A 16,408-nucleotide genomic window follows, 5' to 3' on the forward strand; every position below is an offset into this window, starting at 1 on the left:
TTCGTTTTCCTTTAAATTGTCTATACAATCAAAGGGGAATCCAATATTTTTAAAATATATTTGCAATAACAACAACACAACAAACAATGAATGTACTTATTTTAGGTTCTGGAGGTAGAGAACACGCTTTTGCAATTAAATTATTAGAAAGTAAAAAAATTAATAAACTATTTGTAGCTCCAGGAAATGCCGGAACAGACAAAATTGCCACCAATATTAATATTGATGCTACAGATTTTGAAGCGGTTAAAAAAGTAACCTTAGAAAACGACATTAAAATGGTTGTTGTTGGTCCAGAAGTACCTTTGGTAGCTGGAGTTCACGATTTCTTTTTGGCAGACGAAAAGTTGAAAGATATTCCTGTAATCGGACCTAAAAAAGACGGAGCATTGTTAGAAGGATCTAAAGATTTCTCTAAACAATTTATGCAAAAACATGGCGTTCCAACAGCCAGATATCAATCTTTTACGAAAGATAATTTACAAGAAGGTTTTGATTTCTTAGAAACCTTAGCACCACCTTTTGTATTAAAAGCAGACGGTTTAGCAGCAGGAAAAGGAGTATTAATTTTAAACTCTTTAGAAGAAGCAAAAACCGAATTAGAAGATATGGTTTCTAACAAAAAATTCGGAGAAGCATCTACAACCGTTGTTATCGAAGAATTTTTAAAAGGAATAGAATTATCTGTCTTTGTTTTAACAGACGGAAAAAGCTATAAAATTTTACCATCAGCAAAAGATTATAAGAGAATTGGAGAAGGTGACGCAGGTTTAAATACTGGCGGAATGGGCGCAATTTCTCCTGTACCATTTGCAGATAAAGCATTTTTAGATAAAGTAGAAGAATTGGTTGTAAAACCAACAATTGCAGGTTTACAAAAAGACGGAATAGATTACAGAGGTTTTATCTTTATTGGTTTAATGAACGACAACGGAAACCCTTCTGTGGTTGAGTATAACGTGAGAATGGGGGATCCGGAAACGGAAGTTGTTTTACCAAGAATTGAGTCAGATTTATTTGAATTGTTCGAAGGAGTGGCACATCAAAATTTACATGAAAAATCATTTTCTGTAACCGATAAAACGGCAACAACCGTAATGTTGGTTTCTGGCGGATACCCAGATGCATACGAGAAAAATAAAGAAATTACAGGTTACGATACCGTAGAAGATTCTTTCGTTTTTCATGCAGGTACTACCATTAAAGATGGTAAAGTGGTTACAAACGGAGGTAGAGTTATCGCGGTAACTTCTTTTGGTAACACCATTGAAGAGGCTTTAGAAAAGAGTTATAAAAGTATAGATAAGATTCATTTCGATAAAATGAATTACAGAAAAGACATTGGTTTCGATTTAGTGTAAATTTATTTTTATTTGGGCGTTTTAACAGGCTTGGAATTTATCTTGAGTGGAGTCGAAAGATTATATCTTTTTTTCAGAAAAAGAAAAAAAGGATGCCATTTCAATCCCTAACGCACTTGTTTAAAAGCAACTGTTTTATCCGAGTTTTTTAGTGATGATTAAAAAATGAAAGCGAGCCAAAATAAAATAATAATTGCACCCTTAAATTGGGGTTTAGGTCATGCAACACGTTGTGTGCCTATTATAAATGCATTATTAGAAAATAATTTTACACCCATTATTGCATCAGACGGAAACGCCTTAACCTTTTTAAGAAAAGAGTTTCCTTACTTAGAATATATAGAAATCCCAGCTTATAATATTTCTTATCATAGAAATTTAAAGTTGGGATTACTTTTTCAAATTCCTAAAATTTTAAAAGCTGTTAGAGAAGAATGTAAAATTATAAATGATTTTATACTTAAAAATACAGACGTTGTTGGTGTAATATCAGATAACAGATTCGGAGTAAGAAGCTCGTTAGTTCCTTCGGTTTACATAACCCATCAAGTAAACGTCTTGTCTGGGCGTACCACTTTTTTTACTTCTTATTTTCATCAACAAATAATAAAAAAGTTTGATGAATGTTGGATTCCCGATAATGAAAATTCTCAGTTTTCAGGAAAACTATCATCAACCAAAAAAAATCTGAACACAAAGTTTATTGGAGTTTTAAGTCGTTTTAAAAAAGCAGCATCAACCCAAAATACAGATGTTTTAATCATTCTTTCTGGTATTGAACCCAACAGGACATTCTTAGAGAAAAAGTTAATCTCAGTCTTTAAAAACGACACTAGAAATATTATTTTTGTTTTAGGTAAAATAGAGTCCGCAAAAAAAAGTTGGAAAATAGGAAATACTACTTTTTACAATTATGTACTATCACACGAACTTCAAGATTTAATAAACGCGAGTAAGATTGTTATTTGTAGATCTGGTTATTCCTCTATAATGGATTTGGCTGTTCTGGGTAAAAAAGTATTTTTTATTCCAACAGAACAACAAGATGAGCAAGAATATTTAGCATCATTTTTAGAAGAAAAAAAGTATGCTCCATTTTCTAAAATGAAAGATTTTGTAAAAGAAGATATTTTTAAAGTTGAAGATTATAAAGGTTTAAAAACTGTAGAAACAATATTAGATTCAGATTTATTTAGCCTTTTCGAGCGTAAAAGAAAACTCTGATCCTTCGCCATAAGTACTCTTTAGTAAAATGGTTTCGTTATGTGCTTCTATAATGTGTTTTACAATAGACAAACCTAAACCAGAACCACCTTGTTCTCTAGATCTGCTTTGGTCTACTCTATAAAATCGCTCAAAAAGACGCGAAAGATGTTGTGGTTTAATCCCTTCACCATTATCTATTGTTTTAACAATAAATTTATTTTCATTGTAACTTTCTACCGCAACAATAGTAGTACCGTTTGGTTTACCATATTTAATAGAGTTTACAATTAGGTTTATTAAAACTTGTTCAATTTTTTCTGCATCTCCTTTTACAAATACAGGAAATTCATGAATTCTATCAAATTTTAAGATAATGTTTCTTTTTTTAGCTCTCATTTCAAACATGTCAAAGACATTTTGTACAAGTTCTAAAATATTAAAGACATCTTTATTTAGTTTCATACCATCATTTTCTAATTTAGCAATCATATCTAAATCTTTAATAACAGCAACCAATCTTTCTACTCCTTTATTGGCTCTTTCTAAGTATTTTGTTCTAATTTCTTTGTCATTTACGGCTCCTTCAATTAAGGTTAAAATATAGCCTTGTACCGTAAATAAAGGTGTTTTTAGTTCGTGTGCAACATTTCCTAAAAAATCTCTTCTAAAAGAATCTCTCTCTGTTAAACTTTTTATTTCTAGTCTTTTACCTTCTACAAATCTTTGCATTCTTTTAGAAAGTTTTTCAATATCTGTAGTTACAGAATCTCTTCGTAAATCGTTTACATCTAAAATAGAAACATCTTCATATATTTTTTTAAGACGTCTGTAAATAAAGTGTTCTGTTCTATACTGAATGATAAAAAAGGAAATTACAAAAAGAACTACAATAGAAAAAAAGACAGAAACGGCACCAATATGATTAGAAAAAAAATAATAGAATATTAATGCGATAACAACAGTAAGCATTGTTAAGTATACGGCAGACCAAAGTGCGTAAGAATACGTTTTTTTAATTTTCATGAGGCAATTTTAATGTTCTGCACCTTCTAAAACAAACTTATAGCCAACCCCTTTTACAGTTTTAAAGTGGTCGTCACCAATTTTTTCACGCAGTTTTCTAATGTGTACATCAATAGTTCTGCCGCCTACAACAACTTCATTTCCCCAAACGGTATCTAATATAACTTCTCTTTTAAAAACTTTACCAGGTTTAGAGGTTAACAAAGAAAATAATTCGAATTCTTTTCTAGGTAGCGATATTCTTTTTCCTGCCTTATAGACTACATATTCATCTCTATCGATAACAATATCACCAATTTTAAAAGTTTCTTCGCTATCTTTTTTTGTTTTTAGTCTTCGTAAAAGAGATTTTACTTTACTTATTAAAACTTTAGGTTTAATAGGTTTTGTAATATAATCATCTGCACCGGCTTCAAAACCAGCTAATTGAGAATAGTCTTCGCCTCTAGCTGTTAAGAATGCAATAATAACGTTTTCTAGTGATTTTACTTTTCTAATTTTTTCGCAAGCTTCTATTCCGTCCATTTCTGGCATCATAATATCTAATAAAATTAGATGAGGAATATTTTTCTTAGCAGCTTTAACAGCTTCTACACCATTTGTTGCTGTAAATATCTGATAACCTTCATTTTTTAAATTGTAACCAACAATTTCTATAATATCTGGTTCATCATCTACCAATAAAATTTTAATATCACTTTTATTCATATAACTAGTTAAAGTACCGTTGAATATCAAAAATAGTAATAATTATATTAGCAAGTCTATTACTTAACAATCATTTAATCTCAAACAAGTCTATTAACGTTAATGTAACATTAAAATATATTATTGATTAAAATTTAGTTTTTTTTTAATTTTATTAGTTGAATAATAAATTAAGCTATTAATAATTCAATTATATGTATTTTTACTTGAATAATCTAAAATAGTTGCAGCATGAAAAAAAACTACATTTTTACTTTATTAATTACACTTTGTTTAACAGGTGTTTCTTTTGGTCAAGAAATGCTATTAAACGGAGGTTTAGAAAATTGGGATGATGATACGTCTCCAACAAGTTGGACAAAAGCAGAGAGTTTAACCAAAATAACAACAGAAATACATGGTGGTTCTTTTTCAGCGGTTAGAAATGGTGAATCTGGGACTAAAGATTTAGGACAAACAATTACAGGAATTGTTCCTGGTGAAAGCTATACAGTAAGTTTTTGGTATAAAGTTACTGCCGGAGATGATAAGGATGCAAGAATTTGGTGTACTTGGAAAAATGGTTCAACTACAGTTTATCATGCAGGAGATGGAAATAATCGTTCTGCTGATATTTTAAGAGGGCCAGAAGATGGTTATTTAGATAATAATGGTGGTGTTTGGACAAAACACGAAGTTATCGTTACTGCTCCTGCAGGTGTAGATCGTTTTTATTACGAGGTAAGATCTTATTCAAACTCTGTTACTTATTGGGATGATTTATCATTTATTAAAAATACAACAGCATCAGTAAAAAATAATGCTATAGAAGGTTTTGCAACATACCCAAACCCAATTACAGATAAAAATTTTACGATTTCTAGTAATAGTTCAAATACTAAACAAGTAGCTATTTTTAGTGTTATTGGTAAAAAAGTGTTTTCTACTTCTTTTACAGGTTTAAAGAAAAACTTAGATGTTTCTACAGTAAACTCTGGAATCTACATTTTAAAAGTTACAGAAGATGGTAAAACAGCTACTAAAAAATTAGTGATTAGATAATTTCTAAACACCTCTTTATTATAAAAAGCTCCGAATTAAATTCGGAACTTTTTTATTTTTAGTATCTTACTAGGTGAACAAGAAAATATATTGCTATGAATTTACCTTTAAAACTTAATGATGTTCTTTTTTTAGATATTGAAACTGTGCCAGAATATGAAGATTGGGAACAGCTTGCAGAAGAAACGCAAGTACTGTACAATAAGAAAACTGAATACCAACGTAAAGAAGATGTTACGGCCGAAGAGTTTTATGAAAGAGCTGGTATTTGGGCAGAATTTGGCAAGATTGTTTGTATTTCTGTTGGGTATTTTGTTGATGTTGAAAAGAGAAAACAATTGCGTTTAACTTCTTTTTATGGTGATGATGAACATCTACTTTTAATGGAGTTTAAATCGTTACTAAACTTACATTTTAATAAGAAAAGCAATGTTTTATGTGCACATAATGGTAAAGAATTCGATTTTCCTTTTATCGCCAGAAGAATGATTGTACATCAAATAGAATTACCAAGTAAATTAAACTTGTTTGGTAAAAAGCCTTGGGAAGTTCCGCATATAGATACACTAGAACTATGGAAATTTGGCGATTATAAACATTATACATCACTAAAATTATTAACGTCTATTTTAGGTATTCCATCACCAAAAGATGATATTGATGGGAGTGAAGTGGCTAAAGTCTATTACAAAGAAAAAAACCTACAAAGAATTGTAACCTATTGTGAAAAGGATACCATTGCAGTGGCTCAAATTTTATTGCGTTTTAACAACCAAGAATTATTGAAAGCAGAAGATATTGTAAGTGTTTAATTATTTTGCCGAGATTTATAGAGAAACTCAGACGTATAAAAGAAAATAAGAAGTTTCTCCTGCAAGGTTTCCAAAACCTTGTAGGTGTTTTTAACTATTTTGAATTACACCTACAAGGTCAAAAAAAGACCTTGCAGGAGTATGAAAATTATTTTACTAGTAGATTCTTTGTGCAACAACTTTTAATCTTCTAATTTCATAGAAAGCTCTAACCAGCGTTCTTCTTTTTGCTCTAAATTAGCGATTGTTTCTTGTAATTCTTCAGATTTTTTAGCAATATCATCAGGCGCAATTTCTACATTTAAAAATTCTGCTTCTATCGTTGCTTTTCTTCTTTGAAGTCTTTCAATATCTCCTTCTAAAGCCCCAAACTCTCTTTTTTCATCAAAAGTTAAGGTGTTTTTATTTGATTTTTTAACCTCTTTTTTATCTTCCTGTTTCCCTATAGGTTTTGCTACAACTTCTGTTAAAGCAGAACCATCATCGTACGCTCTAAAATCTGAGTAGTTTCCTGGAAAATTCTCTACAACACCTTCGCCTCTAAAAACAAATAATGCGTCTACAATTTTATCCATAAAATACCTGTCATGCGAAACAACTAATAGGTTACCAGGGAAATCTAATAAGAAACTTTCTAATACATTTAGTGTTACAACATCTAAATCGTTTGTTGGCTCATCTAAGATTAAAAAGTTAGGATTCTGAATTAAAACAGCACATAAGTATAAACGTTTTTGTTCTCCTCCAGATAGTCTTTCTACAAAATCGTATTGTTTTTTCTTGTCGAATAAAAAACGCTCTAATAATTGTGATGCAGAAATTTTTCTTCCTTTAGTTAAAGGGATAAATTCTCCAAATTCTTTAACAACATCAATTACTTTTTGTCCTTCTTTTATTTCTATACCAGCTTGTGTATAGTAACCATACTTTACAGTTTCACCTAAAATAACTTTACCAGCATCTAATTCTGCCGTTTCTGTAATAATATTTAAGAAAGAAGATTTACCGGTTCCGTTTTTACCAATAATACCAATACGTTCTCCACGTTTAAAGACGTAATCGAAATTCTCTAAAATCTTTTTATCACCAAAAGACTTAGAAACCTTATGAAGTTCAAGAATTTTACTTCCTAAACGTTCCATATTTATTTCTAATTGCACTTGATGATCTTGTCTACGTTGATGTGCTTTTTCTTTAATTTGATAAAAGTCATCTGTTCTAGATTTCGATTTTGTAGTTCTTGCCTTTGGTTGCTTACGCATCCATTCTAATTCTTTTTTAAATAAACTTTTAGCTTTCCCTAAATTGGTTGCTTCTAAAGCTAAACGTTCTTCTTTATTTTGTAAATAGTAAGAGTAATTACCCTTGTATTTATATATTTTACCTTCATCTAACTCTAAGATTTCGTTACAAACACGTTCTAAGAAATAACGGTCGTGCGTAACCATAAATAAAGTGATTTTTTCTTTTGCAAAGAAAGCTTCTAACCATTCGATCATTTCTAAATCTAAATGATTTGTAGGCTCATCTAAAATTAATAAATCTGGTTTATTAATTAAAACGATTGCTAGAGATAACCGTTTTCTTTGTCCACCAGAAAGTGCACCTACTTTTAAAGTTAAATCGTCTAACTTTAATTTTGATAAAATTTGTCTGTATTGTGTTTCAAAATCCCAAGCATTGTATTGTTCCATTTGCTCAAAAGCAGTTTGGTATGCATCGGTATCGTCTAGGTTTAATAATGCTTTTTCGTATTGGTTAACAATAGAAAGAATTTTATTATCTGTAGCAAAGATGGTTTCTTCTATGGTTAAATCTGGATTAATATCATCTTTTTGAGCCAAATAAGCAATAGAAATACCTTTTCTACTAACTACTTGCCCAGAGTCTGGAACATCTAAACCAGCTATAATATTTAAGATAGATGTTTTACCACTACCATTTTTAGCTACAAAGGCAACTTTTTGGTCTTTACTAATTCCAAAAGAGATGTCTTCAAATAAAACGCGTTCTCCGTATGACTTAGAGATATTTTCAACAGATAAATAATTCACAGAAATAAATTTATTTTTTGCAAAGAAACAAAAAACCAAAGCGTTAACTTAGGTTTTTGATGGCATTTAATTTTTTTAGAGGAATAAATTAAATATTTTCTAATAATAAATAAATATCTGGTAAAATAAAGCACGAGTTTATTACTTATAATCGTAAATTTTTGTCTCTGTAAAAATGATAGTACAAAAAAAAAGAACCCTTAAGTTAAACTTAAGAGTTCTAGTAGTTAGTTAGTTAGTTAGTTAGTTAGTTGATTTTTTACTGTTTAGTTAATTTTTTTGGTAAAAGTTTTTCTTTTTTTTGATACTGTAGTTAAATAAATTTCTTTTTTAAAAGTATTTAGATCCACAGTATTATTTTTAAAGGTATTGTTTAACCTAATAAATTCTAATACAATAATAATGTAAATATATAATGAATAAAGGTACTTGTCAATACCCGAAAATGGTGAAATTTCACCTCCCTGAAAATGGTGAGATGACTCCCTGAAAATGGTTATGTAAAATTTAAAACCCCAGGCTATACCTAGGGTTTTAAAGGATGATTGGTAATAAGTTATTTATTGTTTAATAAATTTCTGAGTAAAAGTTTCTTCTTCGTCGGTTAATTTTATTAAATAAATTCCTTTTTTTAGGGTGCTAATATTTATAGCATTATTTTTAATACTCCCCGTTTTTATTATTTGACCTAATACATTTGTAATACTATAATTAGGTGATATTAAACTAAAATTAGGATTGATATTTAAAATATCTCTCGCAGGGTTTGGATAAACCATTTTATCGCCATTAAATAAACTATTGTTAGTTGTAAAACCTATGTTTTTAGTAGGCAGTGCATTAATAGCGTTTTCGGCAGCTTTATTGCCAACGATACCTTTAATAGTTACTTGGTCTATATAGATGTAATCGTTATTATTAGAGGCATCATTTTGAAACCTAAAGGCAGTATTAGTTGCAAAATTAACATCAGTATTATTTAAAGTGATTTTAGCGGTGTAGAATTTGTCATTTTCAAAATTTGTTCCACTTACCCAAGCAGCTACTGTAGTCCAAGAAGACCCATTGTAATAACGTAGCCAAAAATCTTCTCCGTTTTCCATAGAGTAAGAATAGAAATAGAATTCTACTTCAACAGAATTGTAACTAGTTAAATTAAATGTTGGTGATGTCATTGCAGATTCGGTACCAGAATTATCTCTAATTCTAATTGAAGAATTACCTTGGTAAGAGCTAGTGCCAGTATATCTATAGCAATCAGTTCCTCCGTCAGACCAACCGCTCCAGTCAGATTCAAAATAAGCTTCATGTAGCATTGTTGTAGATGCTGTTACTGCAGCAGCACCCGTAATGTTTACACTATAATCTTCAGTTTCTCCATAATCATAAGAATTACAAGCAGAAGGAGTTGTATTGTATTGCATAACAACACGCATTCTTGTTGGCCCTGTAATTGCAGATGTTGGCACTGTGAAAGAACCACTTATTGGTGTTGTTTCTGAAGTTGTAACAGTCCAAACAGTTTCTCCACTATCAGAAAAATCACCATCTTTATTATAATCAATAAAAACAGCATAACCTTCATTATATGCAGTTCCTGTCCAAGTAGGAGTTATTGTAATTGTAGAAGAAGTTCCTTTAGTTAAATTTGTAGATTGAGAAGTGTAATCTGTATATCCGCTAGGTGCTCCTCCGGTTGTATTGTTAATACTTCCTAAAACTACTTTACTAATATATTCATCATTCACACTATTTCCGTTAGAGTTACAATAATTTAATTGAACATCTTTAGTAGTAAAATTAACAGATTGGCTATATGCTGATGTAGAATTATTTATACATTTACTTCTTACTTGTACTTCGTATGAAGTTTTTGGAGTTAAGCCTGATAAAGAAGTAGAAGTTGTAGCGGTAGTAGTGTTTGTCCAGGTAGAAGTTCCTGTTTTTCGATATCTAAAATCGTAAGAAGTACCTGTAACTGCACTCCAAGAAGCAGTTGCGGTAGAAGAATCAAAATTATCAATAGTAAGACTTGTTGGAGTTGTAGCATTACAGATAGTAGGAGTTCCTGTTAAACCAGTTACTATTAAAGAGTAATTTTGACTTCCACCAATTAAAGATCCCTTATGGGTTACTTTAATTGTATAAGTTCCTGATGCATTTGCAATATCTACTCTTTCATAAGGGTCTACGGTATTATCTCCTTTTCCATTAGTGGTAACACCCGTTAGTTTCCATGGTGTGTATGTAGTTTCGTTTTTTGAGACTCTAATATCTAAATCATTTACTAAAACAGCTGTATTTGAATTTACTTTTGTTGTTGCTACCCCCGCTCTATCTGTCCAAGAAATTGAAGCCATTAAATCATTCACTCCGTCAGAATCTACAGTAATTTGGTATGTTTGTCCGCTTGTTAAAGTTAATTCTTCAATTTTAGATTCAGTACCGTTTTGTGTAATTGCAACCGCTGCTTTTTTAGCATTCATTAATCCCCATCCAAAAATAGCATCAGGACCATTGGCACCTGCATCATCTGCAGTATGTAAAGCAATTCCTTTTAACGTAGAAGCTTTTATAAATGAACCCCTAACATTGTTGGCGTGTTGTTGTAAAATTAATAACGTACCAGCAACGTTTGGAGATGCCATAGAGGTTCCTGTAATACTATTGTATGCAGTATCGCTAGATTCATAAGTAGAATAAACGGCAGTTCCGTTTCCTGTAATATCTGGTTTAATACGGTAATCGTCTGTTGGTCCTTCGCTGCTAGAAGAGTTTATGGTAACAGAAAGTAAGTTTCCATTGGCATCAATATTTGCATCATTAGCATTGGCTACAACCATTCCGTTTTTAGAGGTTGCATGACCAGATAACTTATCATAAGAAGAATTTCCATTTAAAGGAGTTCCGTTTGCAGAATTATCATTTCCGTCATTTCCTGCAGCCACAACCATTAAAAAGTTAGGAGCATTAAACATAACGTTATCCCAATCTCTAGAATCAGAAATATATCCTCCAAAATAATAATCTGGAAGTTGAGGTTGCCCTTGTTGATTTCTTGTAGCAAAACCATAAGAGTGATTTGAAACTAACATTCCGTTTGAAGCAGCACTTGTAGCTTCTGAAGTATCATTATTCCAATCATAACCAACCGCTCTTGCTTGTGGTGCCATTCCTTTTGCTTTTGCAACTACCCCAGAAGCAATAATAGTACCTGTTACATGAGCAGAATGATAGTTTAATGTTGTTGTGCCGTCTCCAATAGAAAATCTATTTGTTCCGCCAGCTCCATCATATTCTTGATGAGAAGTTCTTGCTAAACCACCATCCCAAACATGTGCAATCATATTTTGCCCCATAAGATTTAGGCCTAAAGATCCGCCAGAATTTAGATGGTTTGTTCTTGTAGATTTTGCTGCAGCAACATTAAATGTTGTGTAGTAAATTGGTTTTCCGTTTACTACTTTTTGAAGTTCAAGTAATTCTCCTTTTTTGTTAATAAACCTAACATCCCATCCTTTCTTTTTTGCTATTTTAAGTGCCTTTTCTTTTTCAAAAGAAGACTTTTCTTTAAGTTTATTTTCTAAAGTACTTAATGTTTTTTGATTGTACTTGGCACTAATTTTTTTTAATTCAACTTGCTTTTGTGCATGCAGGTTTAAGCTGAATGCGAAAAAAACTCCTATAATAAGAAGTTTACTGAAGTAATTTGTTTTCATTGTTTTTGTAGTTTTCAATTAATGATTGTTTGGGTTAATTTTATCGCCTTTTTTTTTTGAAAGTCTAAACGATAAGACTTAATAGAGATGTGTATTATTAATTTTATTTAATAATATATTACGAATAATTTTTACTTTTGCGTGGATTAGTAAATATTTGTAAATTATTCTTTGTAAAATTATGTTTTTATTACGGATCTTGCAATCACTGAAAAAGGTGAAATTTACCATCACTGAAAACAGTGGGATAGCTAACTGTTTTCAGTGAGAATGAGAAAGTAAAATTGAAATCTTGTTTTTTTACATCTCCTATATTAATAGTATATTGCGCTCATATTTATTGATAAAAAAAAGATATGAAAATAATAGTACCAATGGCCGGAATAGGGTCTCGTTTAAGACCTCATACATTAACAGTTCCAAAACCTTTAACAGTAATTGCAGGAAAACCAATTGTACAACGTTTAGTAGAAGATATTGCTTCTGTTATTGATGAAGAGATTGATGAAATTGCATTTGTTATCGGTACAACAGCCAAAGGATTTCCTACAGATACAGAAGCACAATTATTAAAAATTGCGGCAGAATTAGGTGCTAAAGGATCTGTTTATGTACAAGAAGAAGCTTTAGGAACAGCACATGCAATTTACTGTGCTAAAGAATCTTTAAGCGGACCGTGTGTTGTAGCGTATGCAGATACTTTATTTAAAGCAGATTTTACGTTAGATGTAAATGCAGATGGTGCAATTTGGGTAAGTAAAGTAGCAAACCCAAGTGCTTTTGGTGTAGTTAAATTACAAGATGGTATTATTACAGATTTTATAGAAAAACCAAAAGACTTTGTTTCTGATTTAGCTATTATTGGAATTTATTACTTTAAAAGTGGCGATAAATTATTAGAAGAAATTCAATATTTAATCGATAACGATTTAAAAGAAAACGGAGAATATCAACTTACCAATGTTTTAGAATCTTTAAAACAACAAGGAGCTAAATTTGTACCTGGTACCGTTAGCGCTTGGATGGATTGTGGTAAAAAAGACCCAACGGTAGATACAAACAAGCAAGTTTTAGGTTTTGAGCATGAAGCGGGTAATAATTTAGTTGCTAAAGATATAGTTTTAGAAAATTCAGAAATTATTCAACCATGTTTTATTGGGAAAAATGTAGTGCTTAAAAACACAAAAATAGGACCGTATGTTTCTATTGGAGCAAATAGTGTAGTAGAAAATTCTACGATTGTTAATTCTTTAATTCAATCTAATGTAGAAATTTCTAATGCAGATTTAGACAATGCAATGATTGGTAACCATGCTAAATATAATGGTAAATATACTTCTGTAAGTATTGGTGATTATACAGAATTAACATAAATGAAATTTAGAAGGAAGAACAAAGAGTTTGGAGAAAAGAACATTATTGGTTTTTATAACTATGTTCTTTTTTCTTTCTTCTTTGTTCTCTCTTCTTTAAACTCTTTCTCACAAGATAGTATACCAATTGCTAAAGATTTAACAGAAGAAAAAGAGTTAGATTTTCAGCAATTTTTTTTTAAGGCTTTGTCAGAGAAATCAATTGGTAATTATCAAAAAGCTATTGAGAATTTAGAAAATAGTAACCAGATCTTAGCAGGTAATATGGCTGTTTATTTTGAGTTTTCTAAAAATTATTTATTGCTTAATAAAACGTTATTGGCAAAAGAATATATTAAAAGAGCTCTTAATAATGAACCCAATAATATTTGGATGTTACAGCATCTTGTTAAAATCCATATAAGAGATAAAAATTTTTCTGAAGCTATTGTTGTTCAGCAAAAATTGGTTGCAATTAACTTAAATGAGCAAGAGTTGTTGGTAAAGTTGTATTTAAATAATAAAGAAGAAGATAAAGCGATTTCTTTAATGAATACAATGGAGCAAAACAACGGACTTTCTGCCTCTTTTAAAAGGTTGAAAGAAGGCTTAACTAAAAGAAACAATAAAGCAGTAGTTAAAGAGGGGGTAACTAACGGTAGCTCTCTAGAAGAGCAATTTAAAGCGAATAATTCGTATGCCGTTTTACAACAAATTTTAATAGCATCTAAAGAGAATCCTGAAAAACTTTTAAAATATTCTGATGAAGGTATTCTACTGTTTCCTGCGCAGGCTTTTGTATATTTAATGAAAGGAAAGGCATTAAATTATCAGAAAAAGTTTAAAAAGGCGTTAATAAGTTTACAGAATGGTATCGATTTTGTAATTGACGATACTATGAAAGTAGATTTTTATAAAGAAATGGCAGTTTCTTATAAGGGTTTAGGTAATATTATAGAAGAAAAAAAGTTTATTGAGAAATCAAAAAAAATAAAAGAATAAGAATGAAGTTTTTAAAATATTTTGTGGTTTTTGCAGTAGTCTTTACTTCTTGTAAAACAAAAAAAGATTTAATAAGTGCAAATAATATTGCCGAAGAAATGTCTGCAAAAAAGGTTGCAAGAAAACATATTGCTGCTAATTTTGATAAACAAACGGTAGATGCAAAGCTAAAAGCAAACTTTAATAACGGTAAGATTAATCAAGGTTTTTCTGTTAGTTTAAAAATGGAAAAGGATCAAGTAATCTGGCTAAAAGGAACTAAGATTATTACGTTGTTTAAAGCAAAGATTACACCAACTTCTGTAAGTTATTATTCCTCTTTAGAAAGAGAATATTTTGAAGGAGATTTTACAATGCTAAAAAAGTTATTGGGTACAGATATTAATTTTAATCAACTTCAAAATTTGTTTTTGGGGCAATCTTTAAAAAATGTTAAAGATCAAAAGCAACATGTAAGCATCATAGATAATTCGTATGTTTTATCTCCAGAAACCCAAGAAAAATTATTTGATGTTTTCTTTTCTGTAAATCCTTCGCATTTTAAATTAGACAAGCAATCTATTGTAAATACAGCAAAAAATCAACGTTTAGATATCTTTTACCCATCTTATAATTTGGTTGATGATGCTATTTTTCCATCAGAAATTAATATTAAAGCAAAACAACCAGGTAAATTTACAGATATAGATTTTATAGTAAGATCTGTGGAGTTTAATAAAGATATAGACACTTCTTTTTCAATACCTAAAGGTTACAAGAAAATTAAATTATAGTGAAAAGCAGAAAAATTTATATACCCGTTTTTATTTTATTTTTAAGTGTTTTTTCTGTTTTTGGACAAACAAGAAAACAGTTAGAAGAGCAACGTAAAAAACTTAATTATGAAATTAAGCAAGTAAACTCGTTGCTTTTTAAAGAAAAGAAGAAAGTAGATAATGCCTTAGAAGATTTAAATGATTTAAATAGAAAGATTAGTGTTAGGGCTAAATTAATTTCTATAATTAACGCAGAAGCAAGGATTTTATCAAAAGAGATTCGTGCAAATGAAATGGAGCTAAAAAAATTAGAGAAGAAGTTAGCAGATTTAAAAGCAGATTATGCAAGTATTATCCTTAAATCTTACAAAAGTAAATCTCAGCAAAGTAGAATGATGTTTTTACTTTCTTCCCAGAATTTTCATCAGGCTTATAAAAGGTTTGAGTATATGAAACAGTATACTGCTTATAGAAAAAAACAAGGAGAAGAAATTGTTGTTCATACAAATGAAGTACAAGTTGTAAATGACTCTTTATTGGTTCAAAAAAACTTAAAAGACAAGTTAATAGCTTCTGAAAATGAACAAAAAAAGGAAATTGAAGAAGATAAAAGGAATCAAGAGAAATTATTAGCTACTATCAAGAAAAAAGAAAGTAGTTACAAGAAAGAGCTTCAAAGTAAAGTTAAAGAAGAGAAAAGGGTTACAGTACAAATTGATAGAAAAATTCGTGAAGAAATTGAGCGAGCAAATAGAGTTGCAAGAGCTAAGCTAAAAGATGAGCCCAATAAACCAACTGTTGTTAAGAAAAATGAGTTTATTTTAAGTCCGGAAGCAAAGGCTTTAGCCGCAAAATTTGAATTAAATAAAGGTAAGTTACCTTGGCCTGTAAGTGAAGGTATTGTAATTAGAAAATTTGGTACTCAGCCTCATCCATCATTTCCTGGAATTACCGTTAATGGTACTGGTTTGCATATTGCTACCAAAGAAGGCATAAAGGCCCAATCTATTTTTAATGGAAGAGTATTAAATGTTTTGGTGAGTGCAGAGGGTAGAAAAAATGTTTTAATACAACATGGTAATTATATTTCATCTTACAATAACCTAGAAAAAGTTACTGTTAGTAAAGGAGATGTTGTTATAACGGGGCAAGCAATTGGTCAGGTTTTTACAGATAAAGTTTCTAAAAAAACAAAATTAATCTTTGTATTGTTTAAAAATACAACACGTTTAAATCCTTCTTCTTGGATTTTAAGAAGATAAAATTACTTAAAATAGTATTTGCGTTAAAATAGAATTTGATACCACACATAAGAACGCTGGTATATAATTAATTTTGTAGTAGAATTTACAAATTTTTTATATTAATTAAAATT

12 protein-coding genes are annotated in these 16,408 nt (G+C 30.2%); 8 read left to right on the top strand and 4 right to left on the bottom strand.

The genetic code is table 11. The features are described from left to right. Positions 1-86: 86 nt before the first annotated feature. Positions 87-1,361, top strand: coding sequence for a phosphoribosylamine--glycine ligase (purD, locus tag KV700_RS12610; RefSeq protein WP_166383397.1), 1,275 nt, complete (start codon positions 87-89; stop codon positions 1,359-1,361). A gap of 165 nt (positions 1,362-1,526) precedes the next feature. Further along, positions 1,527-2,585, top strand: a complete 1,059-nt coding sequence (locus KV700_RS12615) for a glycosyltransferase (protein ID WP_218598090.1) — start codon at positions 1,527-1,529, stop codon at positions 2,583-2,585. Here the strand turns inward: KV700_RS12615 and KV700_RS12620 are convergent. Continuing rightward, entirely contained in the window at positions 2,550-3,590 is a 1,041-nt protein-coding gene (locus KV700_RS12620; protein ID WP_218598091.1) for a cell wall metabolism sensor histidine kinase WalK, read from the bottom strand. The genes KV700_RS12615 and KV700_RS12620 overlap by 36 nt on opposite strands. 9 nt (positions 3,591-3,599) lie before the next feature. Next, positions 3,600-4,298 (bottom strand): response regulator transcription factor, encoded by a 699-nt coding sequence (locus KV700_RS12625; RefSeq protein ID WP_166383391.1) that lies wholly within the window; start codon positions 4,296-4,298, stop codon positions 3,600-3,602. 231 nt (positions 4,299-4,529) lie between these two features. Between KV700_RS12625 and KV700_RS12630 the strand changes: the two genes are divergently transcribed. Beyond that, positions 4,530-5,339, top strand: coding sequence for a T9SS type A sorting domain-containing protein (locus KV700_RS12630; RefSeq protein WP_218598092.1), 810 nt, complete (start codon positions 4,530-4,532; stop codon positions 5,337-5,339). Positions 5,340-5,434: 95 nt separating this feature from the next. Further along, positions 5,435-6,151 carry a 3'-5' exonuclease gene (locus KV700_RS12635; RefSeq protein WP_218598093.1) on the top strand — a complete coding sequence of 239 codons (717 nt, stop codon included), beginning with the start codon at positions 5,435-5,437 and terminating at the stop codon, positions 6,149-6,151. Between the two features lie 182 nt (positions 6,152-6,333). Here KV700_RS12635 and KV700_RS12640 read toward each other — a convergent pair whose 3' ends face one another. Then, positions 6,334-8,205 (bottom strand): ABC-F family ATP-binding cassette domain-containing protein, encoded by a 1,872-nt coding sequence (locus KV700_RS12640; protein WP_218598094.1) that lies wholly within the window; start codon positions 8,203-8,205, stop codon positions 6,334-6,336. Positions 8,206-8,765: 560 nt separating this feature from the next. After that, positions 8,766-11,924 carry a S8 family serine peptidase gene (locus tag KV700_RS12645; RefSeq protein ID WP_218598095.1) on the bottom strand — a complete coding sequence of 1,053 codons (3,159 nt, stop codon included), beginning with the start codon at positions 11,922-11,924 and terminating at the stop codon, positions 8,766-8,768. A 356-nt stretch (positions 11,925-12,280) separates the two neighbouring features. Between KV700_RS12645 and KV700_RS12650 the strand changes: the two genes are divergently transcribed. From KV700_RS12650 to KV700_RS12665, 4 genes are read left to right on the top strand one after another with little or no spacing between them, the layout of a single operon-like run. Next, positions 12,281-13,297 carry a sugar phosphate nucleotidyltransferase gene (locus tag KV700_RS12650; RefSeq protein ID WP_218598096.1) on the top strand — a complete coding sequence of 339 codons (1,017 nt, stop codon included), beginning with the start codon at positions 12,281-12,283 and terminating at the stop codon, positions 13,295-13,297. Beyond that, positions 13,298-14,278, top strand: a complete 981-nt coding sequence (locus KV700_RS12655) for a lipopolysaccharide assembly protein LapB (RefSeq protein WP_218598097.1) — start codon at positions 13,298-13,300, stop codon at positions 14,276-14,278. 2 nt (positions 14,279-14,280) lie between these two features. After that, positions 14,281-15,051 (top strand): DUF4292 domain-containing protein, encoded by a 771-nt coding sequence (locus tag KV700_RS12660; RefSeq protein WP_218598098.1) that lies wholly within the window; start codon positions 14,281-14,283, stop codon positions 15,049-15,051. After that, positions 15,051-16,295, top strand: coding sequence for a murein hydrolase activator EnvC (locus KV700_RS12665; protein ID WP_166383376.1), 1,245 nt, complete (start codon positions 15,051-15,053; stop codon positions 16,293-16,295). The genes KV700_RS12660 and KV700_RS12665 overlap by 1 nt, the downstream gene beginning before the upstream one ends. The last annotated feature ends 113 nt before the right edge of the window (positions 16,296-16,408 follow it).

This window comes from Polaribacter sp. NJDZ03 (genome assembly GCF_019263805.1).
Taxonomy (GTDB): Bacteria; Bacteroidota; Bacteroidia; order Flavobacteriales; family Flavobacteriaceae; genus Polaribacter.

Excerpts from the sequence above, each read along its gene's own strand:
- KV700_RS12645 (WP_218598095.1), bottom strand. The coding sequence starts at position 11,924 with ATGAAAACAAATTACTTCAGTAAACTTCTTATTATAGGAGTTTTTTTC.
- KV700_RS12650 (WP_218598096.1), top strand. The coding sequence starts at position 12,281 with ATGAAAATAATAGTACCAATGGCCGGAATAGGGTCTCGTTTAAGACCT.
- KV700_RS12635 (WP_218598093.1), top strand. The coding sequence starts at position 5,435 with ATGAATTTACCTTTAAAACTTAATGATGTTCTTTTTTTAGATATTGAA.
- KV700_RS12620 (WP_218598091.1), bottom strand. The coding sequence starts at position 3,590 with ATGAAAATTAAAAAAACGTATTCTTACGCACTTTGGTCTGCCGTATAC.
- KV700_RS12615 (WP_218598090.1), top strand. The coding sequence starts at position 1,527 with ATGAAAGCGAGCCAAAATAAAATAATAATTGCACCCTTAAATTGGGGT.
- KV700_RS12630 (WP_218598092.1), top strand. The coding sequence starts at position 4,530 with ATGAAAAAAAACTACATTTTTACTTTATTAATTACACTTTGTTTAACA.
- KV700_RS12625 (WP_166383391.1), bottom strand. The coding sequence starts at position 4,298 with ATGAATAAAAGTGATATTAAAATTTTATTGGTAGATGATGAACCAGAT.
- KV700_RS12660 (WP_218598098.1), top strand. The coding sequence starts at position 14,281 with ATGAAGTTTTTAAAATATTTTGTGGTTTTTGCAGTAGTCTTTACTTCT.
- KV700_RS12655 (WP_218598097.1), top strand. The coding sequence starts at position 13,298 with ATGAAATTTAGAAGGAAGAACAAAGAGTTTGGAGAAAAGAACATTATT.
- purD (WP_166383397.1), top strand. The coding sequence starts at position 87 with ATGAATGTACTTATTTTAGGTTCTGGAGGTAGAGAACACGCTTTTGCA.